The organism is Neobacillus sp. NPDC097160, from assembly GCF_044762155.1.
In the GTDB taxonomy this organism is placed as follows: Bacteria; Bacillota; Bacilli; order Bacillales; family Cytobacillaceae; genus Neobacillus.
The window spans coordinates 24,337-49,381 of sequence record NZ_JBIWDU010000011.1 but is presented as its reverse complement, the minus strand read 5'-3'; the positions used below and the strand labels follow the sequence as shown (position 1 = coordinate 49,381).

At 39.8% G+C, this 25,045-nt stretch carries 23 protein-coding genes; 21 read left to right on the top strand and 2 right to left on the bottom strand.

What is annotated here, in order from left to right; genetic code table 11:
* Positions 1-69: 69 nt before the first annotated feature.
* The 11 genes from ACIQXV_RS16470 to ACIQXV_RS16420 all read left to right on the top strand — a co-directional run bounded on the left by ACIQXV_RS16470 (position 70) and on the right by ACIQXV_RS16420 (position 11,026).
* The gene (locus ACIQXV_RS16470) at positions 70-723 is read left to right on the top strand and encodes an amino acid ABC transporter permease (RefSeq protein WP_402960304.1); all 654 of its coding nucleotides are present in this window, start codon (positions 70-72) and stop codon (positions 721-723) included.
* A 12-nt stretch (positions 724-735) separates the two neighbouring features.
* Positions 736-1,386, top strand: a complete 651-nt coding sequence (locus ACIQXV_RS16465; RefSeq protein ID WP_402960303.1) for an amino acid ABC transporter permease — start codon at positions 736-738, stop codon at positions 1,384-1,386.
* Positions 1,387-1,890: 504 nt separating this feature from the next.
* A complete protein-coding gene (locus tag ACIQXV_RS16460) occupies positions 1,891-2,019 on the top strand; it encodes a hypothetical protein (RefSeq protein WP_402960302.1) in 129 nt (42 codons plus the stop codon).
* Between the two features lie 97 nt (positions 2,020-2,116).
* A complete protein-coding gene (locus ACIQXV_RS16455) occupies positions 2,117-2,989 on the top strand; it encodes a MurR/RpiR family transcriptional regulator (RefSeq protein ID WP_402960301.1) in 873 nt (290 codons plus the stop codon).
* Between the two features lie 170 nt (positions 2,990-3,159).
* A complete protein-coding gene (locus ACIQXV_RS16450) occupies positions 3,160-4,230 on the top strand; it encodes an ornithine cyclodeaminase family protein (protein WP_402960300.1) in 1,071 nt (356 codons plus the stop codon).
* A 24-nt stretch (positions 4,231-4,254) separates the two neighbouring features.
* Positions 4,255-5,175, top strand: coding sequence for a proline dehydrogenase family protein (locus tag ACIQXV_RS16445; protein ID WP_402960299.1), 921 nt, complete (start codon positions 4,255-4,257; stop codon positions 5,173-5,175).
* Between the two features lie 19 nt (positions 5,176-5,194).
* Positions 5,195-6,751: an L-glutamate gamma-semialdehyde dehydrogenase gene (gene pruA, locus ACIQXV_RS16440; protein WP_402960298.1), complete on the top strand. Its 1,557-nt coding sequence runs from the start codon at positions 5,195-5,197 to the stop codon at positions 6,749-6,751.
* Positions 6,752-6,859: 108 nt separating this feature from the next.
* Positions 6,860-8,239, top strand: a complete 1,380-nt coding sequence (locus ACIQXV_RS16435) for an MFS transporter (RefSeq protein WP_402960297.1) — start codon at positions 6,860-6,862, stop codon at positions 8,237-8,239.
* A 32-nt stretch (positions 8,240-8,271) separates the two neighbouring features.
* Positions 8,272-8,724, top strand: a complete 453-nt coding sequence (locus tag ACIQXV_RS16430; protein ID WP_402960296.1) for an aconitase X swivel domain-containing protein — start codon at positions 8,272-8,274, stop codon at positions 8,722-8,724.
* A complete protein-coding gene (locus ACIQXV_RS16425; RefSeq protein ID WP_402960295.1) occupies positions 8,717-10,012 on the top strand; it encodes an aconitase X in 1,296 nt (431 codons plus the stop codon). The genes ACIQXV_RS16430 and ACIQXV_RS16425 overlap by 8 nt, the downstream gene beginning before the upstream one ends.
* A gap of 42 nt (positions 10,013-10,054) precedes the next feature.
* Positions 10,055-11,026 (top strand): ornithine cyclodeaminase family protein, encoded by a 972-nt coding sequence (locus ACIQXV_RS16420; protein WP_402960294.1) that lies wholly within the window; start codon positions 10,055-10,057, stop codon positions 11,024-11,026.
* Between the two features lie 1,173 nt (positions 11,027-12,199).
* Here ACIQXV_RS16420 and ACIQXV_RS16415 read toward each other — a convergent pair.
* Positions 12,200-13,093: an AraC family transcriptional regulator gene (locus tag ACIQXV_RS16415; protein ID WP_402960455.1), complete on the bottom strand. Its 894-nt coding sequence runs from the start codon at positions 13,091-13,093 to the stop codon at positions 12,200-12,202.
* A 1,023-nt stretch (positions 13,094-14,116) separates the two neighbouring features.
* On the opposite strand from ACIQXV_RS16415, the gene ACIQXV_RS16410 reads away from it, so the two are divergent.
* Both ACIQXV_RS16410 and ACIQXV_RS16405 read left to right on the top strand, forming a co-directional pair.
* Entirely contained in the window at positions 14,117-15,343 is a 1,227-nt protein-coding gene (locus ACIQXV_RS16410) for an MFS transporter (RefSeq protein ID WP_402960293.1), read from the top strand.
* A 244-nt stretch (positions 15,344-15,587) separates the two neighbouring features.
* Positions 15,588-16,364 (top strand): sugar phosphate isomerase/epimerase, encoded by a 777-nt coding sequence (locus tag ACIQXV_RS16405; RefSeq protein WP_402960292.1) that lies wholly within the window; start codon positions 15,588-15,590, stop codon positions 16,362-16,364.
* 368 nt (positions 16,365-16,732) lie between these two features.
* On the opposite strand, the gene ACIQXV_RS16400 is transcribed toward ACIQXV_RS16405, so the two are convergent.
* Positions 16,733-17,500, bottom strand: a complete 768-nt coding sequence (locus ACIQXV_RS16400) for an aldo/keto reductase (RefSeq protein ID WP_402960291.1) — start codon at positions 17,498-17,500, stop codon at positions 16,733-16,735.
* A gap of 133 nt (positions 17,501-17,633) precedes the next feature.
* On the opposite strand from ACIQXV_RS16400, the gene ACIQXV_RS16395 reads away from it, so the two are divergent.
* The 8 genes from ACIQXV_RS16395 (at position 17,634) to ACIQXV_RS16360 (ending at position 24,579) form a co-directional block, all read left to right on the top strand.
* Entirely contained in the window at positions 17,634-19,145 is a 1,512-nt protein-coding gene (locus ACIQXV_RS16395; protein WP_402960290.1) for a BglG family transcription antiterminator, read from the top strand.
* 14 nt (positions 19,146-19,159) lie between these two features.
* Positions 19,160-19,633, top strand: a complete 474-nt coding sequence (locus ACIQXV_RS16390; RefSeq protein ID WP_402960289.1) for a PTS sugar transporter subunit IIA — start codon at positions 19,160-19,162, stop codon at positions 19,631-19,633.
* A 19-nt stretch (positions 19,634-19,652) separates the two neighbouring features.
* On the top strand, positions 19,653-19,970 hold the full coding sequence (locus ACIQXV_RS16385; RefSeq protein ID WP_402960288.1) for a PTS fructose transporter subunit IIB: 318 nt from the start codon (positions 19,653-19,655) through the stop codon (positions 19,968-19,970).
* A 12-nt stretch (positions 19,971-19,982) separates the two neighbouring features.
* On the top strand, positions 19,983-21,074 hold the full coding sequence (locus ACIQXV_RS16380; RefSeq protein ID WP_402960287.1) for a PTS fructose transporter subunit IIC: 1,092 nt from the start codon (positions 19,983-19,985) through the stop codon (positions 21,072-21,074).
* A gap of 27 nt (positions 21,075-21,101) precedes the next feature.
* Entirely contained in the window at positions 21,102-21,953 is an 852-nt protein-coding gene (locus ACIQXV_RS16375; protein ID WP_402960286.1) for a class II fructose-bisphosphate aldolase, read from the top strand.
* Between the two features lie 29 nt (positions 21,954-21,982).
* Entirely contained in the window at positions 21,983-22,894 is a 912-nt protein-coding gene (locus tag ACIQXV_RS16370) for a ketose-bisphosphate aldolase (RefSeq protein ID WP_402960285.1), read from the top strand.
* A gap of 254 nt (positions 22,895-23,148) precedes the next feature.
* Positions 23,149-24,012 carry an ROK family protein gene (locus ACIQXV_RS16365; protein WP_402960284.1) on the top strand — a complete coding sequence of 288 codons (864 nt, stop codon included), beginning with the start codon at positions 23,149-23,151 and terminating at the stop codon, positions 24,010-24,012.
* Between the two features lie 42 nt (positions 24,013-24,054).
* Positions 24,055-24,579: a type 1 glutamine amidotransferase domain-containing protein gene (locus ACIQXV_RS16360; RefSeq protein WP_402960283.1), complete on the top strand. Its 525-nt coding sequence runs from the start codon at positions 24,055-24,057 to the stop codon at positions 24,577-24,579.
* Positions 24,580-25,045 lie beyond the last annotated feature (466 nt).

Below are 25,045 nucleotides of genomic sequence, written 5' to 3'. Positions count from 1 at the left end.
GCCACAGATATCGGGATGAGCAGACCATGCTCATCCTGACCACTTCTTACGAAAAGGAGGGAGATCTATTTGCTTGATTTTTCAATTCTGATCGATAACTTGGATACATATTTAGAAGGATTTAAGAATACCGTGTTGTCTAGTATCATCGCCTTAATTGGGAGCTTTATTATTGGCGTGATAGTAGCCGTTATGAGAATCGCGCCCATAAAACCTTTAAATTGGATTGGCAGCGCATATGTTGAGTTTATCAGGAATATTCCTCTTCTAATCATTGCCTTCTTCTTTTATATCGGTCTTCCTGCAATCGGTGTCACGTTAACCGGATTTGTGGCAGGTACGATTGCCCTTGCCATTTATACGGCTTCCTTTATTGCTGAAGCGATTCGAGCTGGGATACAATCTGTGCCGAAAGGGCAAATGGAGGCAGCAAGATCATCTGGTCTCACCTATTTGCAGGCGATGAGGATCATTATTTTGCCGCAAGCGATCAAAATAGTCATTCCTCCCATTGGCAACCAATTTATTAATTTGGTGAAAAACTCCGCTATTTTGGGAATGATTGCTGGTTTAGACTTAATGTACTTCGGTGATCTTGTATCCTCCCATACATTCGTTACATTTGATGTATACATTTTTGTAGCATTGTTTTATCTTGTGTTAACGATACCATTAAGTCTGGGCGTTGGTTATTTGGAAAAACGCTTGGCTAGAAGCCATTAAGGAGGGGGAATTATGGATATTGCAGGAGCTCTCTCAGTCGATCATTTAAAATTCCTCGCTGATGGTTTTAAGGTGACGCTTTACATTGCCTTTGTTTCGATTATACTAAGCTTTATTATTGGAATCATATTAGGGACCTTACGATATGCGAAAATTAAATTCCTATCGAAGGTCGTGGCCTTGATTGTCGAAACAATTAGGAATATGCCGCTGCTGCTAATCATATTCTTCACCTTCTTTGCCCTGCCGGAAGTGGGAATGAAGCTAAGCCCCACGGCTGCGGCGATATCGGCATTGACGGTGTTTGAATCAGCCATGCTGGCTGAAATTGTAAGAAGTGGCTTGATTTCCATCGATAAAGGACAAATTGAAGCTGCCCGTTCATCAGGGTTAACGTATATCCAAACGTTATGGCATATTGTCATGCCACAAGCACTTCGGCGAATGATTCCTCCGATTGTCAGCCAATTTATCTCGTTATTGAAGGACACTTCACTATGCGTGATTATTGCCTTACCGGAATTCATGCACAATGCCCAAATCATCTATGCCCAAAATGTTAATTACGTTATTCCAATCTTTATTGTCATTGCTTTCATGTACTTTATTGTTAACTATTGCTTGTCATTGATTGCTCGCAGGCTTGAAAGCAGGCAGGCGTAGTGTCTGTCTCGCCGAGTTTTGTTGAAATAATTCTCTTTACCGATTTTCAAGGTTATTGGAGCCCGGAAAATGAGAAGTAAAAAGGGACTAGTCCACGGTTGCTTTTATGAAGCAGTGGACTCGTCCCTTTTGTAATGGTTCTATTTAATTCAGATAAAAGGAAGCTAATCAATCACATGCATTTGGACCATGAGAACCGTCCATGTGGTTTTTTGCATTCTAAATAGAACAATAAAAATGGTTTTAAATCCCCTTGAGTAGCCTGCATTAGAGTATCATAATATTCCTCAATTCTTTTATAGAACTAGATGTAATTAGTAATGAGTTTGTCGAATTTCGCGAAAAATGTAATTTTACTGTAAAAAGGGAATTTATCATTATATAATTAGATAGTATTTACAATTAATAGGCTATTCTACCTATTAAATTGTAATGATTGATCATAGCTTTTAATATGAATAGATTAATAGATAGTAGTTTGTAGAATATTGGGGGAAAATGAAGGTGAAAAAGACTATAATTTTGCTTTTAGTGCTGTTGCTTTCTACGCAGCATCTGGCATTTGCAGTTGGTAATAATGATAATGTAACGTCCGGAATAGAACAAGGGGACGGTTCTGCTGGCCTTTTTTGACATGGAAAAGTAAATTTAAAAAAACCATAAGAACCGTCCCTGTGGTTTTTATTCTTGAAAGTAGGTGAATGTTGTGACTGTGCAGCAGGAGAGGAATGTGCTTGATCATATCATTTCGGTTAAGGATGGTTTGCCTAATAAACAAAGGTTGCTTTGTGATTTTATATTAGAGAATCACCAAGATTTGGGTTTATGGACCGTTAAGGAATTAGCGGAACATGCGGAGGTTGGAACTACAACGATATTAAGGCTTGTGAAAGTATTAGGGTACGATAGCTTTTTTGATTTAAAGAAGGAATTTCATCATGTCCAAAAGGACTATTCTGATAAGTGGGAGTATGTTCAAAAGTCTTTTGGAAGTCAGGAAGAAAATCAGCAATATAAAACACTATCAACTGTTTGGCAAGAGGGTGTGAACTTGTTAGATAAATCCCTGAATCCACAGCTAGTAGAAAACTTTTCAGTCGCCATGGATTTAATCGCTAATGCTACAAGAATTAACCTTCTGGGTTTACGTCCTTATAAAGCTGTAGCCATATATTTGGAATTACTAATCGAAGAGTTTCACTCAAAGACGAGACAGTTGAGTAATGATAGTGAATCCATGATAGATCGTATCCTCCAGTTTGAAAAGGATGAAGTGATTATTTTGTTTGCCTTTACACCCTATACACAAAGAACCATCGATGCGGCAAGTGTCGCCCATCAAAAAGGAATCCCGATGATCGTCATTACGGATCACTTATCTTGTCCGATTGCTAGTTACTCATCTGTGATTCTCAAGGTGGAGCCTAGTAAGGAGCATTTTACTATCATTCCGATAATTGCCCTTGTGGAGGCTATGGTGATTGAATTAGGAAAGAGAAATTCTAAAACATCTATTAAGAAAATTCGCACCCTAGTAGACACTTTAAAGGAAAAGAAAATCATTGTCAGTGAAGATGTGAAGGGAAAAGGAAATTATTGCTGATGAAAAAAATTTGCTCGGCGTCATCATTGTGATGACGCTATTTTTATACTAATTTAAGGAATAAAACATCCTTTTTATAAAAAAATGGTTTACAATGAACCATTTCGTTGTTACTATTAGTTACAAGTAATCCAAATTTTTTAAAAATTTGAATAATGGGGGTTTTGAAAATGGCTGTCTCGCAACAACTTGAAAAAACGGAGCAAAGCAAACGGGTAGGATTTATATATCTTTCACAAGAGGACTGTATTCGTGCTGGCGGGCTTGATATGGATGGTACACTTGAGGCCATTCAAAAATCTTTTGAGTTACATGGTCGTAAAGAAGTTATTCAGCCATCAAAACCTGTCATTCGCTGGGGTGGCCCTGAAACAGAAGAAACTCGGGGAAGAATTATGACGATGCCATCTTATCTGGGCGGAGATTTGGATGTTGCCGGGATGAAATGGATTCCTAGTATGCCGGAGAACCCAAAGAAAATTGGGCAGCCACGGGCTTCAGCCATCATTATTTTATCCGACCCGCATAATGGATTTCCTTTGGCGATTCTAGATGGAACAATTGTTAGTGCGATGAGAACTGGTGCAGCAACGGGGATCGCGGCGAAGTATTTAGCAAATCCAAATTCACGAACGGTTGGTATTATTGGTGCTGGTGTGCAAAGTAGAACACAGTTGATGGCGGTAACCAGCGTTTTTAAAAATCAGATTGAACAGATAAAAGTGTTTGATTTAAATGAGGAAAAAACGAAACAGTTTGCAAAGGAAATGCAAGGTGAATTAAATGTAAGCGTTATCCCTGCTAGTAGTGCCGAAAAAGCCATCCGGGATTCAGATATTGTTATTACGGCAACGATGTCCACATTCCCATATGTTAATGGGGAATGGCTCAAGGAAGGAGCCTTCCATTCAGAAATCTCGTTTTGGGATACAGCTCCGCAAGAGCTCGTCCATTATGAAAAAGTCGTGGTAGATGATTTTGAACACGTGAAACATCATGGAGTAGATGTTAGTTACCGTGCCGTTCGCGACGGCTTTATTGATGAAAGTAATGTATTTAATCTTGGTGACATCGTGGTGGGGAAGGTTGCCGGAAGAGAACATGCAAAACAGAAAATTTTGTTTAACCCAATTGGAATGTCTATTCACGATGTTTCGGAAGCATTCCGGGTATACAATCGGGCAAAAAGCTTAGGGATTGGCCAGGATTTACCATTATGGGAGCATCCACATTGGTTATAAATTTTATTGAAAGGAGCAAATGAAATGGGGCTAGCTATATTAAGTAACACGTTTCAGTCCCTTGCCAAAAATAAAGCAGCAAATAAAATGGCAAAAAAATACGGGCTGAAATTTGGTGCAAAACGTTTTGTTGCAGGGGATCGGATCCAAAATGCAGTGGACTGTGTGAGAGAATTAAATAATAAGGGCATGGTTGCCATGCTCAATTATTTAGGTGAGTTTGTCTCTACAGAAGAAGCGGCGAATGAAGCGACTGAAAATTGTATAAAGACTCTGGAGGCAATAAATGAAACGGGGATTGAATGTAATTTATCCGTGAAAATTACTTCGCTAGGGTTGGATATTAATAAAGAAATTTGTATACGTAATTTAAGAAGAATTCTAGATCGGGCGAAGGAATTTGGAAATTTTGTAAGGATTGAGATGGAAGATTATTCGCATTGTCAGTTGACGCTCGATATTTATAAAGAGTTAAAAAATGAATACAACAATATTGGAACTGTGATTCAAGGATACTTATATCGATCGGAAAAAGACATAGAAGAGTTAAATAACTATCAGGCAAACCTGAGGCTTGTCAAAGGTGCCTATCTGGAATCAGCGGATGTTGCCTTTCCCAAAAAAGCGGATGTCGATGAAAACTATGAAAAACTTATTAAGCGTCATCTATTGAATGGAAATTATGCTGGAATTGCCACGCATGATGATGTGATGGTCGAGAAAATGATTCGTTTTACACAGGAGAATCACATTAGCAGGGAAAACTTTGAGTTCCAGATGCTTTATGGAATTCGCTCCGATCTTCAGGAAAAATTAGCTAATGCCGGTTATAAGGTCAGGGTGTATGTACCATATGGGGTTGACTGGTTTGGCTATTTCATGCGCAGACTTGCTGAACGTCCAGAAAATGTCGCTTTTGTCTTGAAGAATACCTTTAAAAAATAAACACAAAAGGAGAAAGATTATGATTACGACGATTGATACCTTTAAAAATGAACCCAATACTGATTTTTCCAAAAGGGATAATGTTGAGGCATTAAAGAGTGCTATTGCTGCCTTCAAACAAGAATTAGGCTTGCAGTATCCAATCATTATCGGCGGCAAGAAAATCATGACAGATAGAAAAATTACATCTGTGAATCCCGCCAAAAAAACAGAGGTTGTCGGTTATATGAGTATGGCGGACGATCAGAAGGCGAGTGAGGCGATTGCTGCAGCAACGGAAGCCTTTGAATCATGGAAAAAGGTAGCCCCTCGTGAAAGAGCGAATTATTTATTTCGGGCAGCACAGGTAATGAGAGAGCGAAGACATGAACTTTCGGCTGTCATGATTTTAGAAGCAGGGAAAAACTATGAAGAGGCAGATGCTGAGGTTTCGGAAGCCATTGATTTCCTTGAATACTATGGACGATCGATGATCAAGCTCGAAGAAGATTCTCATCATTTGATTCAAATTCCTGATGAGAAGAATCGGTTAACCTATATCCCACTGGGTGTTGGCTTTATTGTTCCTCCGTGGAATTTCCCATTGGCTATCTGTGTGGGTCTTACTGTTTCCGCCATTGTTACTGGTAATACAACCCTCCTTAAGCCTGCTTCCTTAACGCCAATTATTGCCTATAAATTCGTTGAGATTATGGAAGCGGTTGGACTGCCAGAGGGGGTTATTAACTTTATCCCAGGAAACTCTTCTGTGATTGGGGATCTTATAACTGGACATCCATTAACTAGATTTATTAGTTTTACAGGTTCAAAGGAAGTAGGATTGCATATCAATGAACTCGCTGCCAAAACGGCTGAGGGTCAAAAATGGATCAAACGAGTGAATGCAGAAATGGGCGGTAAAGACGGTATTGTGGTCGATGAAACAGCTGATTTAGATGCTGCAGCAAAGTCTATTGTTTCTTCTGCATTTAGTTTCCAGGGTCAAAAATGTTCTGCTGGTTCTCGTGCTATTATTGTAGAAGATGTTTACGATGAACTGATTGGCAAAGTGGTTGAACTAACGAAACAGTTAGAGGTTGGAAATGGGGAAGATGATTTCCCTGTAGGGCCGGTCATTGATGAAAAGGCGTATCAAACGATAGTTAACTATATCGAGATTGGAAAGAAGGAAGCAAAACTAGTAATTGGCGGCGATTCCGGAAGTGAGGAAGGCTACTTTATCAATCCAACCATATTTATAGATGCCGACCCGAATAGTCGTATTATGCAGGAGGAGATTTTTGGACCAGTCCTCGCTATTTCAAAAGCGAAAGATTATGAAGAAGCGATCGAAATCTATAATAATACAGATTACGGACTGACAGGGGCATTTTTCTCATCTGTTCCACATCGAATCGATTATGCAGTTGAAACCATGCATTGCGGGAATTTATATGTCAATCGAAATTGCACCGGGGCACTTGTAGGTGTTCATCCATTTGGTGGATTTAACTTTTCAGGTACAGACTCAAAATCAGGTAGTTATGATTATTTGAAACTATTCAGCCAAGCTAAACTTCACACAATAAAGGGTTAACTCTCGGGGAAGCTTACCAAAAAACAATCTTTTGATTTTCAAAGATATTTGGTAAGCTTTTCTTTAAATAAGAATTCTCTGAATAATCAATAAAGGGGAGCGAATTGGATGAACAAAGTGAGAACGATGGAAGAAATGCCTTTAAGTAAATTTCATATTAAAATGTTTTCTTATACGGGCGGCGGTGCCTTTATCGATGGATACATTATTGGGATTATTGCTGTAGCCTTAGCTATTCTCCAGCCTCAATTTGACATGTCGTTAACAATGGTTGGTCTCGTCGGAACAAGCACACTCATTGGGATGTTCTTTGGAGGCACAATCTTTGGTTATTTAACGGATAAAATCGGCCGAAAAAATATGTTTATTCTTGATCTGCTTGTTTTTGTTATCGCTTCCATTTTGCAATTCTTCGCAACAGACCCTGTACAGTTAATCATTCTACGCTTTATATTAGGTGTTGCTGTGGGGGCTGATTATCCGATTGCCGGATCACTAATGGCGGAGTTTTCTCCAAAGAAGAATCGTGGAGCCCTTCTTGGCGGATTGGTTGCTCTCTGGTATGTAGGATATGGAATTTCTTATCTAGTAGGGTATTTACTGTTACCACTTGGTGATTCTAGCTGGCGCTGGATGCTGGTAAGCAGTGCGATTCCTGCCATCATTATTTTAATTGCACGGATTAATATGCCTGAATCTCCACGCTGGTTAGCTAGTAAGGGCAGAGTGGCAGAGTCGAATGCCATTATCAAAAAAGTTTTTGGTGAAAATGTTGTTCTTTCCGAAGCTCCCGAAACAAAGGTGAAAACATCCTATAGAGATATTTTTAGAAATGGATATGGTAAATGGACCATTTTTATTGCCCTCTTTTGGACATTGCAGGTGGCACCATCCTTTGCGATTGCGACCTATATTCCAGAGGTTTTGGGAAAATTGGGACTAGCGGATGGCAGTTCGGAGTATCTAGGATCAGCTGTTATTAGTATGTTCTATATTTGTGGGCTGTTGCCGGCCGTCTTTTTAGTTGAAAAAATAGGTAGGAGACCTGTCCTAGTATGGCCATTCTTAGTTTCTGCGGTGGTTCTAGTCATTCTCGGTGCAACTTCTGGTGCACATTTATCCTTCGTTATTACCATTACACTTTTTGTCATTTATGGTATTTTTAATACAGGGATGGGGATTCATCAATGGATTTATCCAAATGAGTTATTCCCTACCAATATACGAGCCACAGCAACAGGGTTCGGTGCTGGGTTTAGCCGTGTGGGAGCATCGATTAGTACATTTTTATTCCCGATGATCATGGCGAAATATGGTTTAGATGTTACCCTTTATATATGTGCAGGACTATTCTTTGCAGGCTTTCTTCTATCATTGTGGATGGCACCTGAAACTAAGAATATGAGTTTAGCAGAAGCAAGTTCATTAAATACAAAGGGCTTCCATAAAACATCTCCTAGTAAAGTGAAAAATAATTTGGTGGGTTAGTATTTTTCCATCATAAGTGAGGAGGAATGACGATGACAATTGAAGGGATGAATGTTAACACCCTTTTAGAAACGATTGTTAGCGGTAGAGTCTTGGTTCGAGGCGAGGCCGATGGAGAAGTTTGCGGAACACGAGATCGGATTAGTTTTTGGGGAGGATACGATCCAGCCACTGGTAAAGTGGTCGATCGTCACCACTCCCTTTGTGGAGAAACCCTTACATCTAAAATATTTGTTTTGCCTAAAGGGAAGGGGTCGAGTACGGGCAGCTATGTCTTATTAGATGCCATGGTTTCAGGAAATGCCCCGGCAGGAATTATTTTAAACAAAGTGGATGAAATCATTTCTTTAGGCGTGATTGTCTGTGAGGAATTCTTTGATAAAAAGATTCCGATTGTTGTATTAGAGGACGAGGACTTTTCTCTAGCAGTTCACGCAAAAACGGCAAAAATTCATGAGGATGGGACGGTTGCACTTTATGAATAATGTGGTGGAGGATAAGGAGTTTGTAACAACTATTCATTTATCGGAACGAGATCAGCGAATGCTTAACGGCGAGGAAGGGCCTGCCGCGCAAATTGCTATAAGGATTATTTTGAAAATTGCGGAGATACAAGGTGCCACAGAACTTGTTGATATTACTCATGCACATATTGGCGGGAGCATTTATACAGGGGAAGGTAGTCTAAGAGTCATTGAAAAGCTAGCGGAGTTAGGCGCAAAGGTTTCTATACCCACAACGCTCAATGCTATTTCGGTAGACCGAAAAAGATGGAAATCACAGAATGTGGATCCAACGTTTGCCACGAATGCCGACCGTCTTGCAACTGCCCTGGAGAAAATGGGAACAAAGCCAATATTCTCATGCACCCCTTATATTTTTCCTGATCTGCCATCCATGGGTAACCATATTGTGTGGGCAGAGTCGAATGCCATTCCGTATGCGAATAGCGTGTTAGGTGCCAGAACCAACCGGCATGGTGACTTTTTCGATATTTGTGCAGCCATTACAGGAAGAGCTCCTTTAATAGGGCTTCATCTCGATGAAAATCGCAAAGGGGACTTTTTAGTAAAGGTCCCGGAACTCCAAAATATGGATAGTTCTTTTTATACTGTACTTGGCTATTTAATCGGTAAACATGCAGGTGAAGATATTCCTGTCATTGAGGGGATTACAGAGAGGCCGACTCTTGAAGACTTAAAGGGTTTCAGTTCGACCATCGCTACATCAGGTGCGGTGGGATTGTATCATATCGTCGGTGTGACCCCCGAAGCGCCAACTGTTGAGGCGGCCTTTGGCGGAAAAGAACCTAAGCGTGTTTTAGAAATCACACATGAAGAATTAACGAAGGTATGGGAATCCCTATCGACTAGTCACGGAGAAAAACTCGATCTTGTTGTAATGGGGAGTCCACATTTCACACTCGGCGATTTTCGTGAATTGGCCGAGTTGGCAGAGGGGAAGAAAGTGGCTCCGGATGTGGATTTTTTAATCACTACCAGCGGCTTTGTGTATGAGCAAGCTAAAAAGGAAGGGCTTATTGATAAGATTGAACAATTTGGCGCCCGTCTTAGCACAGATTTATGTCTATGTATGTTAAATGAAGAGATGTTCCCTGCATCGACACAAACGGTTATGACTAATTCCGGAAAGTTTGCTCATTATGGACCAGGTCTGATTAATAGAGGTGTCTATTTTGGCGGAATGAAGGATTGCGTCATTTCAGCGATTCAGGGGAAACCTGTGATTGGACAGCCTTCTTGGCTAAATTGATATATTTATAAGATGATAGAGATGGAGAGAGGAGGAGATCGGTTGCTTTTACTCACAGGAGATGATGTTCAAAGATTATTGCCGATGAATGAAGCCATTGATGTGATTGAAGAAGCGTTCATTACATATGCAAATCAGGATTTTGTTATGCCTGAACGAACTTTTTCTACTGTCAAAGATGAAGATAATTTGCTGATCATGCCATGCTTTGTGGATGATTGCATTGGATTAAAGGTAGTGGCTTCGTTTCCTTCCAACCATGCCCGAAATAGTCCTGTTACACAAGGATTGGTGTTTCTAAGTGACATTGAAACAGGTGATCCGACCGCTATCATGAACGGGACCACACTAACTGCCATTAAAACGGCCGCTGTCTCGGGAGTTGCAATGAGACTCTTTAAAAGTGATGCTGAATCGGTTGGTTTAATAGGAACTGGACTGCAAGGATTGTATCAGTTAGTTGCTGCCGTTTCCGCAACATCCGTTAAAACGATCTATTTGTTTAACCGATCATCAGAAAAGATTCCCGGCTTTATCGAGGATTTCCGAGAACTCTCAAGCAGCAGGGTGGAGATCATTCCTGTATTCGATATGCAAGAACTGATTGCGAAGTCTGAAGTGATTATCACTGCTACTACTTCTTTAACTCCAGTGCTTCCGAATGTTGGAGAACTTTATGATCATAAGTTAATTGTCGGAGTGGGTTCCTATAAAAGTAATATGAGGGAACTTCCTGAGGAGCTATTTCGTAGGGCAGAGTACTATTATATTGATTCTGAGCAGGGAAAAGTAGAATGTGGTGATATTATTGATCCTATTGCTAATCAGTGGATAAGTGAGAACCAGGTTATTTTACTTTCCGACCTATTGAGCGGAAAGAGGAAAATAAAGCAGGATCAAAACCGCCCAGTTGTTTTTAAATCCGTCAGCATGGCGCTATTTGATGCAGCCGTTGGAAATTATGTATACAAACAGGCAAAGAAAAATGGAATCGGGAAGAAATTTGAATTTTAGGGGACCATGGGGACGGTTCTGGTGGCTTTTTTGGACATGGAAAAGTACATTGAAAAACACCATAAGAACCGTCCCTGTGGTTTTTGGACCATGTTGGTGCAGTAGCCAGTCGAGTTCCTTTTTCAAAAGGCTGTTTTCGTAAAGAATGTTGTAAGTAACTACTTTCAAACTCCTAAAAGCCACCAATAAAGTGTAAAATTACACCAAATTAAAAATTTAATCTGATATATCAGCGATTTTTGTAAGTTTATCAGCGAATCTACGAATATATCAGCGAATCGAACCACTTTATCAGCGATTTTTCATATATATCAGCGAATCTACGAATATATCAGCGAATCGAACCACTTTATCAGCGATTTTTCAAATATATCAGCGAATCCAAAAAAGCAACAAACTTTTAGAAAAGAGCCTTTCAAAAAGACTATGTTAATGAGACTTGTTAATAATCATATGAATAGGGGGCTGCTTAGCAGGCCCTTTCTAGTTTCTATTAATTTTTATGATTCCGTTTGATGGTGTATTGACATTGTTTGTTCCGGGTAATAAATCTCCGTTCTTACGAGATATTTCTGCATACTGGACTACTTTTTTATTATGAAGAAATACAATTAAGTTAATATCATCTCGATAATCTATATTGCTTGGATCTTTGTAATTTATTTATAGTTAGCTGGGAAATTCTGATAATCCGAGTGTATCATATATTGGAGAGGCGTGGGGAGGGAACTTGTGCATCATTTCCAATTCGATTAACACAAAAAAGGGTTCAGTCCGTCTACTCTGTACGGGACGGAACCCTTTTCCTTTTAGATCGAATCACTTTATTTTGAAAAAACTTCGTTTTTCCACACTACTATCAATACCGGAAGAATTTGTCATGTTGTGTAGGGGCCGTTCTGGCAGAGACATGAACTTTAGTTCCTTTTAATAGTAAGTTTTTGAGGCAGGTTTCAACATTTCTTTTAGGTATTATAGAAGGGAATCCTGATTTGAATCAGGTTTGCGCACTTTCAATCAATCGATTAATTAGTATAGTCTTCATGGAATTCCGTTGAAAGGATGTCGATTGTTGAAGGGGACCAAGGGTGACCATGGGGACGGTTCTGCTGGCTTTTTTGGACAAGAAAAAAGAATGAAAAAGGCCATGAGAACCGTCACCGTGGTTTTCTTTTATGCCTTAAAGGTTTGTTTTTTTACTGGAATGTAGATGTCCATTTCTTTGTGGTCTAAACTGTAACATCTTTCGTCATACAGCTCGAATTCCACTGACCCATAATGCTCATAACCCGATTGTGGAAACCAATCTGTAAAAATATAATTCCATGTCGACTGAATAGATGAGGTAAATGACTCCTCATTTGACTTTGGCGTAGTGAACACCGCATATTCCAGCTCAGGGAAGCTTCTGTACACCATTCCTTCAGGAGCTTGAGTTCCCTTGTTGACTTCCATTCCAATCACATAAACGAACTCACCTGTTTCAGGTTGAAAATCGGTGCAGATGCCGAGTTCCATATTTTGGTTTATCGGATTTGGAATTTTACAGCCTAATTTATTTTGCATGTATTGCTGCCAAAATTCAGGAATGTCTTTATTGTTCTGACCGTCTTCGTTTTTCGTTTTAAGTTCGTATCCAATGATGTGAAAAGCAGGTTTCGTGATTAATTTAGGTTCCATCTCATTTTCTCCTGTTAATCGTTTTGTATTCAGGCAGGCTTTTCCACGTAACGGTCCAGCTATTCTCTTTGCGTTACGGTATTGCTTCGGTGAAACGCCATAGAACTTTTTGAACGCTCTGTTGAACGATTCTTGGTATTGAAAACCAGCATCGATGGCAATCGTAATTACCTTTTCATCTGTATAAAATAAGTGTTCTGCTGCATAGGTAAGCCTTCTTTTTCTCACATATTCCATTACCGATTCTCCCACCATTGCCTGAAAGATACGATGGTAATGAAAAGGAGAAAACGAAGCAATCTCTGCCAATCCCTCTAGAGTCATTTGTTCCTGCAGGTTCTCTTCAATGTAATCCAGCGTTCGTTGAATGCAAACTGCATAATCCATTTCCTTCACCTACCCTACATCCACTATAACAGCAAACAAATCATCGTTCTTAACATTTTTTGCTATATTGTAAAGTAGGGAGACCATGGGGACGGTTTGTGGCTTTTTTGGACAAGGAAAAAGAATGAAAAAACAGCCAAAAAAACGTCCCTGTGTTTTATTTAGAACTTTGCTGAAATAATAAGTATTTCCCATTCAATGTTATTTTGAGTGCATATATTATTAATAAGGTTTAAACTCTCTTGATTACTGAATTGTATTGCACTGTTCAACAAATTTTTCAAAGGTTTTTATGGGAAAGGACTAATTTATCAAGGATTTCTGAGGTTTTAATTAAATGTTTGTTTGAAAGGGAATCTAGTAGAGAATGGTCGAGGGTTGTCTGATTACGGAGAATAGATGATGAGGAACCAGCCAAGGATCTCAAGCTGGTTCCTTTTTTTGATTGGCTCTTTTCTAAAAGTTTGTTGCTATTTTGGATTCGCCGATATAATCGAAAATTCGCCGATAAAGTGGTTCAATTCGCCGATATACTTAAAAAAATCGCCGATATATTAGATTAACTTACTTTTGAAGTGTAATTTTATACCTAACTAATCACTTTTTAGTGTTTGAACATGGTTAATAACAACATTCTTTACGAAAACAGCCTATTAAAAAGAGAATTTTGGTGGGATTTTCGACATATTTCAAACATTTGGAGGAAATCTCGGTGCCTGTCACGCCCCGAGATTTGTCGAAGATTGATAGGTCCTTAATTAGTAGAACGTTTCACTTTTTGGATAATTTGTTAGGAATTTAAGGCTGCTCATTTTGAATTTTGATGGAAGTAGTAAACAGGAAGCCAAATTTGGATTATTCAAATGCAATTTCGAAATCTTCCGGCATGTTTGTTTAAGGAAAATAGTATAATATTACCTAAACCTTCTCCGTGTTGGTGTTTTATGGGTTTAAAGGATTTTGTTTTCTTATCGCGGGAAGAAGTGGAATAACTTAACAATGAGGTCATGGGGGATACTGTTTTTGAAGAATCATAGATTGAATTATTTCATATTATTATTTGTGGTTTTTGGGGGATTTCTTATTTTTGGGTTTTCGGAAAATATTAAAGGTCCAGCGTTACCAAGCATGCAGTCTGAATTTAGCCTGAATGAATCGCAACTTGGGGTTCTGCTTGCCCTTAATTCGCTTGGATATTTGCTGGCATGCTCCTTCACATCCATCCTCTCTACGAAGATCGGGATAAAATGGACGGGGATCCTCGCATTTTTTTCAATGGTATTGGCAGGGATCTTTATGTATCTGTCTAAAGGGTATTCTTCCTTGATTGCTTCGTATTTTTTGCTGTATGTGGGAAACGGGATTCTCGAGATCGGTCTTGGCATTATGGCTGCTCGCATTTTTATCAAAAATACAGGAACAATGATGAATGTAGCCCACTTTTTTTACGGACTTAGCTCAATTGGAGCTCCGATTCTGGGTGCTTCCATGATGGGCTGGCATTTTCTGGGTGGCGAGCTGGGGTGGCGGGGCATGTATTTGATTATTCTCATGTTATCTCTTGTGCCGATTATTCCCTCGCTTTTCGGCAGGTTTCCGGAGGAACATCAAAGTGAAGGCGAATCTACCTCGTTTCGTGGACTGTTTCGGGATCCGGTTGCCTGGCTGATTGTCGCCGTTCTATCATTTGGCGTGGTGTCTGAAATGGCCATTGGGAGCTGGCTCGTCTATTATCTGCAACATGCTTATGAATGGTCTTTAAAAAGGGCTTCAGAAATGCTCTCCTTATTTTTCCTTCTCTTTACTCTTTCACGGCTGTTTGTAGGTCCAATCACGGACAGAATAGGTTACACCCTTTCCATTATGCTATTTGCTGCCTTTTCAGGGGTCTGTAGCCTTGTGGCAGTTTTTACAGGAGAAATAGGAGCCATTCTCTTTGCCATTGCCGGCATCGGAATTGCCCCCATCTATCCCACCGTCATGGCGCTACTTGCTAAACGGTATGCGAAAGGAGTAGGGACGGCAATTACTTTTACAGTTACGATCTTGGGGATTGCCGGTGTTATCGGAAATCTGCTCATCGGAGTCATTATCGATTTTGTTGATACGGTTTTTGGAAAAGGATTAGGAAATGAAATCATGGGTCTTCAGGCCGGTTATGTATTTATCGCGGGGCTGGCGATCCTTTGCTCTATTTGCTGTGTTCCGCTATATAAAATTCTTCGAACCCGGAGTGGCGGGGTTGTTTAACAAGTGAAGGGGGGCAGGTTTATATTGCCCGCCTTCATAGTGGGAGACCATTATCTTTTCAAAATTCCGCGTAAATCAAAATAGTTCGAGGAAGGGGTAAAGGTCAACTGGGCCACTGAAAGGTCATGCTGGTTATATTCCTTTTTACCAGCCTTCCTATAATAGGCAGGGAATTCTACAAAATATTTAAGAAACCATTCAATTTCTTACTGTTTTTATCATATTATGGGGTGAGGTGATTTTTTTGTTGAAGTTAGGGGTAAAATGTTCATGCGCGCCGGAGCAGCTATATGATCGATTACAATATAAGCCTGATATAGTGGAGCTGCATTTAATTGAGGATGATTTGTTTGGTAAGAAACGAAAGCAGCTGGAAAATACTATCTCTATGTTATTAAACCTAGGCATTGAGGTATATTTGCATCATCCTACTAAATACAATGGCAGCTATCTAAATATCATTCACGAACAAACGGAACATTACTTGTTTTTTCATCTATCTTCCAGAATCCTCGCAGACATTTGTTTAACCCATTCCATTAAATGCGTCATTCATCCGCATTACCCACTAACGAATTCCTCCCTGATCAATCAAGAAAATACGAATAAAATCGTGAATGAAATGAAGAAGATGCTGTCTTACGGCGAAGATGTTTTTCTATGGGAAAATTCCATTTACGGTGTGTTCACTGCCCAAAACCCTAATTGGTTTGAGGATATTGTTAAGCCGCTTCATTTACAGCTTGCATATGATATCAGCCATGCCTTTATTTCGTTTAGAGGGGACAACCAATTATTACTTGATCAAATCATAAAGCTTGATCCCTATATTCAGTATTTTCATGTTGTCGACAGCGAGGGGCAGAAACATGACGGGCTGGAGCTGGGTACCGGAGGGGTTGTTTGGAAGTCAATCATTCCTTTTTTGGAAAAAAGGCCGTATATATATGAAGTCGTTCTTAAAGACGAGAATAACGCAGTTGAAATGGTTGCCAGCCATCAGTATTTACTTGGTTTATAAGGAACGAGAGGACCGGACCATGGGGACGGTTTTTCTGGCTTTTTTAGACAACGAAAAGTGAATGAAAAAGACCACCCTCAATGATGACATGGCAGACGATTTTGACATTCAGATTTTATAATCGGCTACCCACATGTAAGGATATTTTTCCATTTAAGAGCCTAATCGAGGAAGCGTAGGTTGTGAAATTTGCCTTTATATTAGGTGGAGTAACTATTTATTCTGAAAAAAAATCTAACACATACATAATGCCATTTTTTAGTTTCTTTAATTCATCCTTAATTTTTCATTTAAGATAAAAAGAGAGACCCTTGTTACTGAAACAAGGGTCGTTATTTTTTGATGAATTGGATTTTGTTGCACCACAATTATTTCAAGCCAAAGCCACTTATTGGATGCGGTACATACGGTTCTTCCAAAAAAACAATTTCTTCTGGTGTTAATTTAATTGAAAGAGCAGCTACCGAATCTTCAAGATGAGACATCTTGGTAGCACCGATTATAGGAGCTGTTACTGGCTCTTTCTGTAATAACCAAGCAAGTGCGATTTGCACACGAGGAACACCACGTTTTTCTGCGATTGCTGCAACTCGTTCTACAACCAATCGGTCTGCATCAGCAGTCGAATCATATTTCGCTTTCTGAACTTGGTCAGTTTCGGAACGTTGCGTTTTTTCTGACCAATCACGAGTCAATCTTCCTGATGCTAACGGGCTATATGGTGTTACCCCGATTTTTTCTTCTTTACAAAGTGGCATCATTTCCCGCTCTTCTTCTCGGTATAAGAGGTTATAATGATTCTGCATTGAAACAAACTTGGACCATCCATTTTTCTCCGCTACATAATTTGCCTTCAGGAACTGCCAAGCCATCATAGATGAAGCACCAATGTATCTTGCCTTTCCAGCCTTTATGACATCATTCAGTGCTTCCATCGTTTCTTCAATGGGGGTATTATAGTCCCAACGGTGAATTACATAAAGGTCTATATAATCGGTTCCCAATCTCTTAAGACTCTTATCAATTTCATTCATATTTGCTTTTCTGGAAAGTCCGCCTGTATTTGGACCTTCGTGAGTTGGGAAAAATACCATGAGAACCGTCCCCGCGGCATTAGTACCGCTGCCCCGCCGCATTGTACCTGCATGATTAAAGTAAAATAGGTATTCCCCACTTTAATAAGGACATGAAAAAACGACGAAAATTGTATTTGTGGTTACGCTTTCACTATCCTATGATTAAGACATAGAAAAGAGGTGATACGCAAAAATGGCATATGAGTTGAATGAACGCCAGCAAAAGATTCTTAAAATATTGCAAAATAAAGGTGATTATGTCACCGCTTCAGATTTGTCTTCTCAATTGTCCGTTTCTACGAAGACGGTTTATCGGGATATCCAAAAAATATCAGACTATCATGTGAAAAACTACACCTTTACGAAGAAAGAAAACCTTGGATACATACTTACACCAAATGTGGACGTTGAGAAAGATGAACAGGTTATTTTCAGTAGTTCTAAAGAAAGGCGTATAAATTTATTACTCTATCTTCTCTCTATTGCACCTATGAAGACTTCCCTCCTAAAGTTATCAGAAAGATATTTTGTAAGCCAAAGTTCGATCATTCACGATTTTAAATACATTGAGACAAAAATAAGACCCTATAACCTTAGATTAGTAAAGGTGAATGACGGGACCTATATTGATGGGCATCAGCTTTCCATCAATCGGTTAATGTCCGTTATCATAGAAAGTTTTTTGAAACAAGCAGGCGATCCATTTAGCCAATATCACATACCAAAATTTATTGAAGAGGTAAGAAATAATTACAATAGGCTGTATGAAACTAAGAAGTTTCTTCACGAAATCCAGGAGGAACATGAAATCCTTTTAGATCAGCCATTTTATTTAACTTTATTTTGCAACCTACTTTCCATTATTGAGAAACGCACTAATTATTCACAAGACTTTAATAGGAAAGATTCATTTAAATCTATGGATAAACAATCGAAAGCCTATCACATGACGGCTAATTTGGTAGGAAAAGTGGAGCATTTCTATTCAATAAAATTAGAGTATTGTGAATTCAATAAGCTGTACTACATTTTAAAAGCCTATAAACTGACGTCTAAATTTCTCTTGAATAAAGATACCGAAGACCTCATGAACGAGAAAGTGAAGTTATTTTCCAAACAGCTGGTAAAGAAGGTATCAGAAGAAATTGGCCATAACCTGGAGGAAGAGGAATTATTAAGGGATCAGTTAACCTATCATCTTCACTCCATGGTGTACCGCTTGAACCATGATATTTATATCGTGAATCCCATTTTAGAGTCTATTAAAACAAATTTTCGCGATACGTTTCAAATGGTTAAACACTGTATGAACCAGGTGAATAAAGAGCGGAAGTTTGTGAAAATTTTATCGGATGAAGAAATTGGATATGTCACGTTGTACTTTCAAATTTCGATTGAAGATCGACTTTCAAAAAAGATCCCTATTTTAATTGAGTGCACGAGCGGTATTGGAACTTCCCATTTGTTGAGTGAAAAGATTAAAAAGACCTTTCCAAACATTGAAATCAAAAGAATTGTTGCTCAGCATCGGCTCAAAAAGTGCGACTATGATGATGTTGAATTGGTGATTTCAACGGTGAAAACCCATAGCATCATCGATAAGCCTACTATTTTGGTTAGTCCCATTTTAAATGATGAAGATAAGATGAAAATTGATCAGTTTGTTGGTCATTACTATAAGAAACAAAAAGTAGAAGTCATCTGAAAGGAGATTTGAGATTGGATACGAAGCTGGAGGAATTAGACATTACCAAGGTAATCACAGAGGATTTAATAGATTTAACCTTGCAGGCCACGACGAAAATGGAAGTCATTGAGGAATTAACGCATTTATTATATGTAAACCATTGTATAGATAGTGAGGAAAATTTCATTAAGGATGTACTATATCGCGAGAATGCGGGGGTGACAGGACTTGAAAAAGGAATAGCCATTCCACACGGAAAATCAGAGAGTGTCATCAAAACAACGTTGGTCATTGGCCGAACGAAACAGCCTGTGGAGTGGGAATCCTTGGACGGTGAACCCATCGATATCATTTTATTATTTGCTGTGAAAACTTCCGATGCAACGACAGTCCATATTAAATTACTGCAAAAGGTTGCCACATTATTAGCAGATGAAGAAATTCTTCATGGCCTTCGAAAGGCCGAAACGAAGCAAGAAGTCATTGATCTAATGGCAAAAAAATAATGAGTAGGGGGAAATAGATATGAATATTGTTGGAATTTCAGCTTGTACAGCGGGTATTGCCCATACTTATATTGCAAAAGAGAAATTAATTAAGACAGGGCAAGAATTAGGTCATACCGTGCGAATTGAAACACAAGGCACCATTGGAATCGAGAATGAATTAACGAAGCAAGAAATTGACGCTGCCGATTTAGTCATTATTGCTGCAGATATTAAGGTAAGCGGAAAGGAGCGTTTTAAAGGGAAAAGAATCGTTGAGATCCCAACACATATTGCTATTAAAGCACCGAAACAATTATATAAAAAAATCGAAATGGAATTAAGTGGTAATAAATAAGGAGGAGCTCATATGTTAAGGAAGCTGCAAATCAAAAAGCATGCATTAACTGCTATTTCGTATATGTTACCTCTAGTTGTTGCATCAGGACTGTTAATTGCTATCGGAAATTTAACGGGCGGTACGGTTATTGAAAATTATAAAGAAAGCTTCTCGATCCCGTCCGCACTTGTCTCCCTTGGGGTTCTTGGAATGGGATTATTGGCACCGGTCATTTCTGCGGCGATTGCCTACTCCATTGCCGATCGTCCGGGTATTGCACCGGGTCTGTTAATGGGGTTAATTGCTAATGCCATTGGTGCCGGGTTTTTAGGCGGAATGTTAGGCGGTTTTATCGTAGGTTATTTTGTTGTCTTTCTTAAAAATAACCTAAAGGTACCAAAGTGGGCAGAAGGATTAATGCCTATGATGATCATTCCGTTAATTTCTAGTGTGGTTGTAGGCTTGTTAATGTTTTTCGTTCTCGGCCTTCCGATTGTTTGGGCAACTAATGGATTAACCTCTTTCCTAACAGGGATGCAAGGGTCGATGAAATTTGTCTTTGGTGCCATTTTAGGCGGTATGGCTGCTTTTGATTTCGGTGGACCTGTAAACAAAGTAGCTTCCTTATTTGCAGATGGTCTATTACTGGAAGGAATTTATGAACCAGAAGCAGTTAAAGTCCTGGCTTCGATGGTTCCTCCGTTTGGTGTGACGATATCATGGATTTTAGCAAAATCCTTCCGCAAGAAAAGATATACGAAAAAAGAAGAAGATAATATTAAAATTGCCTTTCCGATGGGTGTCTGTATGATTACGGAAGGTGTCATCCCCATTGCGGCCGTTGACTTACTCCGTGTGGTTACTTCTTGTACGATAGGGGCTGCTGTTGGCGGAGGCTTATCGATGATGTGGGGAGTGGGTTCACCGGTTCCATCAGGCGGAATGTTTATTGTTCCAGCCATGACTCATCCGTTGTTATTCACTTTAGCCCTATTTATTGGATCAGCTGTAACAGGGGTCATGCTATTTTTATGGAAGAAAGAGCCTGTTGAGAGGGAGGAAACTGATTATTCCATGGATGAGGAAGAAGAAATCGATTTATCTGGTATTAGGATTTCCTAATAAAATGATTGGATAGGGGGATGCCACATGTATGTTTCGATGAAAGGAATGCTGAACCGAGCCAATGAAGGAAAATATGCGGTAATGGCTATTAACTGCTTTAACCTTGAGACGGCTTATGCCGCTATTCAAGCCGCACAAGAGTTACGTTCACCGATTATAATCAGCTTGCTGCAAGAGCATTTGATGGAGCACTTTGGAAGCCATTTACTAACCAAGCCTATTATGAAACTAGCAAATGAAGCAAGCGTGGAAGTGGCGATTAATCTTGACCATGGCCAGGATGTTGCATTTGTTAAAAGGTGTTTACATGACGGTTTCTCGAGTGTCATGATGGATGCCGCTGCCTACCCGATCGATCAAAATATTGAAATAACCCGACATATGGTTGAATTTGCTCAAACCTATAACGCTAGTGTTGAGGCAGAGATTGGCAACATTGGCGCCGCAAGTAATATCATGACGAATGATAGCATGTATACAGACCCTGAGCTTGCCATTGACTTTGTTCGAAAAACAGGAATAGATGCTTTAGCGATTTCCTACGGATCAAGCCATGGTAATTATCCCGAAGGCTATGTTCCCGAATTTCGCTTTGATATTGTAGAAAAAATAAAACAGGAAACCAATATACCGCTCGTGCTACACGGGGGATCCGGATGCGGTGAGAAGAATATTCGAACGTCTATTGAATTAGGCATTAATAAAATTAATATGGGCTCCGATTTTTTGAAGGCACAGGTTGATCAAATTAGGTATCAGCTGGACAAGGATCCAAATATCAATTTCTTTGATTTGATCCACAGTACGATTGACGCAGGTAAAGAAGCTGTCAAGTATTATATTAATCTCTCAAAATCAACGGGTAAATCTTTATAAAAAAACCAATAGAAAGAAGTGTATAGTTTATGTTATTAACTATGAAACAATTATTGGAAGTAGCCAAGGAAAATCAATTTGCCGTTGGGGCGTTTAATGTCGCTGATAGTTCATTTTTAAGAGCCGTTGTGGAAGAGGCGGAAAATGCGGAATCACCAGCGATTATTGCCATCCATCCATCGGAATTAGAGTTTTTAACCGATGAATTCTTTTCTTATGTGAAGCACCGTGTCTATGAAAGTCCTGTACCATTTGTTATTCATCTTGATCATGGTGGTTCCATTGAAGATATTTTAAGGGCCATTCGCTGTGGTTTTACCTCCGTGATGATTGATGGTTCGCTCCTCCCGTATGAAGAAAATGTGGCCTTAACGAAGAAAGCCGCTGAAATTGCCCATGCAGTAGGGGTATCGATCGAAGGAGAATTAGGGACAATTGGGAGTACAGGAAATTCCGTTGAAGGCGGAGTGACCAAGGTAACTTACACAAACCCTGCCGAAGCAAAAGATTTTGTGGAACGAACAGGCGTTGATACATTAGCGGTTGCGATTGGTACAGCCCATGGGATTTATCCAAAGAATATCAAGCCGGAATTGCAAATGGATATTTTAGAAGAAATTAATAAGCTTGTTAGCATCCCGTTAGTGCTTCATGGCGGTTCTTCTAACCCGGATAGTGAAGTAGCTCAGTCTGTAACATTAGGAGTAAGTAAAATCAATATCTCTAGTGATATGAAATATGCCTATTTTGCAAAAGCTCGTGAAATTCTAAGCACTACGGAATATTGGGATCCAAATGTTATTTATCCTGAATGTATTACGGAAGCACGTAAAGTGATTAACAAAAAAATGCATCTCTTTAATTCCGTTGGAAAAGCAAAACTATATGAGAAGGTCTCACCAAAAAAGGCAGAACCGGTTCTAGCTGGCAACCGATACTAGTAGATATTAATGGTTTTGAACATTCGGGTAAATCCTTAAAGAATCCACATTATTTTAAAGTGGATTCTTTTTACTTCACGGCCTGCCATCCAAGGATAGCAAAATAAGTGTAGTCGTTTTATTATCGAGAAATAGAAAAAGGCGATAAAAGTCCTATTTTTATGCGTATTCACTTTGACATTTGAGAGTAGAGGGAATGCCAGCTCTATTCTTTCTGCCTCACACTACCATCTTTTTTACTGGAGGAGTCTAGAATGCTAGGTGCAATCGAAGCAGGAGGAACAAAATTTGTCTGTGCCGTTGGAGATGAAAAGGGAAACCTCCTTGAACGGATTCATATCCCAACAACTATTCCCAGCGAAACCATGGTTAAGGTCCTTGCTTTCTTTAAAAAACACGATCTAGATGCCATTGGAGTGGGTTCATTCGGGCCAATAGATGTTAATCGGGAAAGTTCAACCTATGGGTCTATTACGTCCACACCGAAAACAGCTTGGAGGAATTTCCAGTTTGTACAAGCGTTGAAGGAGGCTTTTCCTATTCCTATCGGTTTTCATACGGATGTTAATGCTGCGGCATTGGCTGAGGCAACTTTCGGTGCAGCCAAGGGGTTGGATAGTTGTTTGTATATAACGATTGGAACAGGAATTGGAGCAGGTGCCATTGTCCAGGGGAAACTGCTGCATGGATGGTCACATCCGGAAATGGGTCATATCCTTGTGAAGCGTCATCCACAAGATGAGTATCAAGGAGGCTGTCCTTACCATTCGGATTGCTTGGAAGGTTTGGCTGCGGGCCTGGCCATCGAGGGCCGTTGGAATAATAAGGGGATCAACTTGGCAGGCCGCTTGGAAGTATGGGATTTAGAAGGATACTATCTTGCCCAAGCCCTCATGCAATACATTTTGATTCTATCCCCGAAAAGGATTATTCTTGGTGGTGGCGTGATGAATCAGAAACAAATTTTCCCTTCTATTTATAAGTATTTACAGGAATTCATGAGCGATTATGTTTCTTTGCCGGAGCTTACGGAGTATATTGTAAGTCCTGGGTTAGGTAATGATGCAGGGATTATGGGTGCTCTTTTGCTTGCCCATCATGCCATTTTAGAAAGCTAACAAATGATACATTCTATTGAAAGCAGAAAGGAAGATGATGATATGCGATTACAAGGAAAGAACGTGATCAGCCTGGTGCACCATGACTTTGAAGACTTAGAGCTTTGGTATCCGATTCACAGACTTCGAGAAGAAGGAGCCGTTGTTCATCTTGCAGGTGAAGAGGCCGGCAAGGAATATAAGGGGAAATATGGGGTACCTGCCCAATCGGATTTTGCTTATAGCGATGTGAAAGCTGATGATTATGATGCGATATTGGTACCTGGAGGATGGGCACCGGATAAAATTCGCCGTTTCTCAGAAGTGCTTTCCTTGATCCAGAAAATGAATGCATGTGAAAAGGTAATCGGGCAGATTTGTCATGCAGGCTGGGTGCTCATTTCCGCAAAGATACTTGATGGAAAAAATGTAACAAGTACACCCGGGATCCGGGATGATATGGAAAACGCCGGAGCCATTTGGTATGACGAACCCGTTGTCGTAGATGGCCACCTTGTATCAAGCCGACGTCCCCCGGATCTACCTGATTACATGAGGGAATTTATCCGCGTTTTGGAACAGAAGTAGGTGCGGGTGAAGTGAACAGAGGTGGCCAAGGGATCGGTTCCGCTGGGCGGTACTAACCTTATTTAAAACAAAACCGTTCCGCATATTGATTGCAAAGTTATTAGAAAGGAGCAAGGTGTATTCTAGCACTTCCTTTTCAAATAATATTGCAACCATCTAGGGTTCAGTCCTGCTGCAAAGGTAGTGGGACTGAACCCTTTTTACTTGGATTTTCTATCGGACTCCTTCTTGAATTTAAGTAAACTTAAATGGGTCTCCGGCAGGAATCTGTCATAAAAAAGGTACTGAAATTAGATGCTTGAAAGAAAAATGACCTGAGCCAGGCTGACCGCCTGGCTTTTTAGCTAGTTTCAAATACAAAAGAAGTTAGTAGAAATTCTTTAATATGCTGTTTCGTGCTTTCATTACTGTGGCGGTTTAGGGGTGAAGACCGGAGAGAATGGTAGTTTTTAAAGCGTCTAATCGA

Bases quoted from the DNA above. Each gene is read 5' to 3' on its own strand.
- ACIQXV_RS16435 (WP_402960297.1), top strand. From the start codon at position 6,860: ATGAACAAAGTGAGAACGATGGAAGAAATGCCTTTAAGTAAATTTCAT.
- ACIQXV_RS16370 (WP_402960285.1), top strand. From the start codon at position 21,983: ATGTTATTAACTATGAAACAATTATTGGAAGTAGCCAAGGAAAATCAA.
- ACIQXV_RS16395 (WP_402960290.1), top strand. From the start codon at position 17,634: ATGGCATATGAGTTGAATGAACGCCAGCAAAAGATTCTTAAAATATTG.
- ACIQXV_RS16415 (WP_402960455.1), bottom strand. From the start codon at position 13,093: ATGGATTATGCAGTTTGCATTCAACGAACGCTGGATTACATTGAAGAG.
- ACIQXV_RS16445 (WP_402960299.1), top strand. From the start codon at position 4,255: ATGGGGCTAGCTATATTAAGTAACACGTTTCAGTCCCTTGCCAAAAAT.
- ACIQXV_RS16430 (WP_402960296.1), top strand. From the start codon at position 8,272: ATGACAATTGAAGGGATGAATGTTAACACCCTTTTAGAAACGATTGTT.
- ACIQXV_RS16375 (WP_402960286.1), top strand. From the start codon at position 21,102: ATGTATGTTTCGATGAAAGGAATGCTGAACCGAGCCAATGAAGGAAAA.
- ACIQXV_RS16380 (WP_402960287.1), top strand. From the start codon at position 19,983: ATGTTAAGGAAGCTGCAAATCAAAAAGCATGCATTAACTGCTATTTCG.
- ACIQXV_RS16450 (WP_402960300.1), top strand. From the start codon at position 3,160: ATGGCTGTCTCGCAACAACTTGAAAAAACGGAGCAAAGCAAACGGGTA.
- ACIQXV_RS16385 (WP_402960288.1), top strand. From the start codon at position 19,653: ATGAATATTGTTGGAATTTCAGCTTGTACAGCGGGTATTGCCCATACT.
- ACIQXV_RS16360 (WP_402960283.1), top strand. From the start codon at position 24,055: ATGCGATTACAAGGAAAGAACGTGATCAGCCTGGTGCACCATGACTTT.
- ACIQXV_RS16465 (WP_402960303.1), top strand. From the start codon at position 736: ATGGATATTGCAGGAGCTCTCTCAGTCGATCATTTAAAATTCCTCGCT.
- ACIQXV_RS16400 (WP_402960291.1), bottom strand. From the start codon at position 17,500: ATGCGGCGGGGCAGCGGTACTAATGCCGCGGGGACGGTTCTCATGGTA.
- pruA (WP_402960298.1), top strand. From the start codon at position 5,195: ATGATTACGACGATTGATACCTTTAAAAATGAACCCAATACTGATTTT.
- ACIQXV_RS16365 (WP_402960284.1), top strand. From the start codon at position 23,149: ATGCTAGGTGCAATCGAAGCAGGAGGAACAAAATTTGTCTGTGCCGTT.
- ACIQXV_RS16425 (WP_402960295.1), top strand. From the start codon at position 8,717: ATGAATAATGTGGTGGAGGATAAGGAGTTTGTAACAACTATTCATTTA.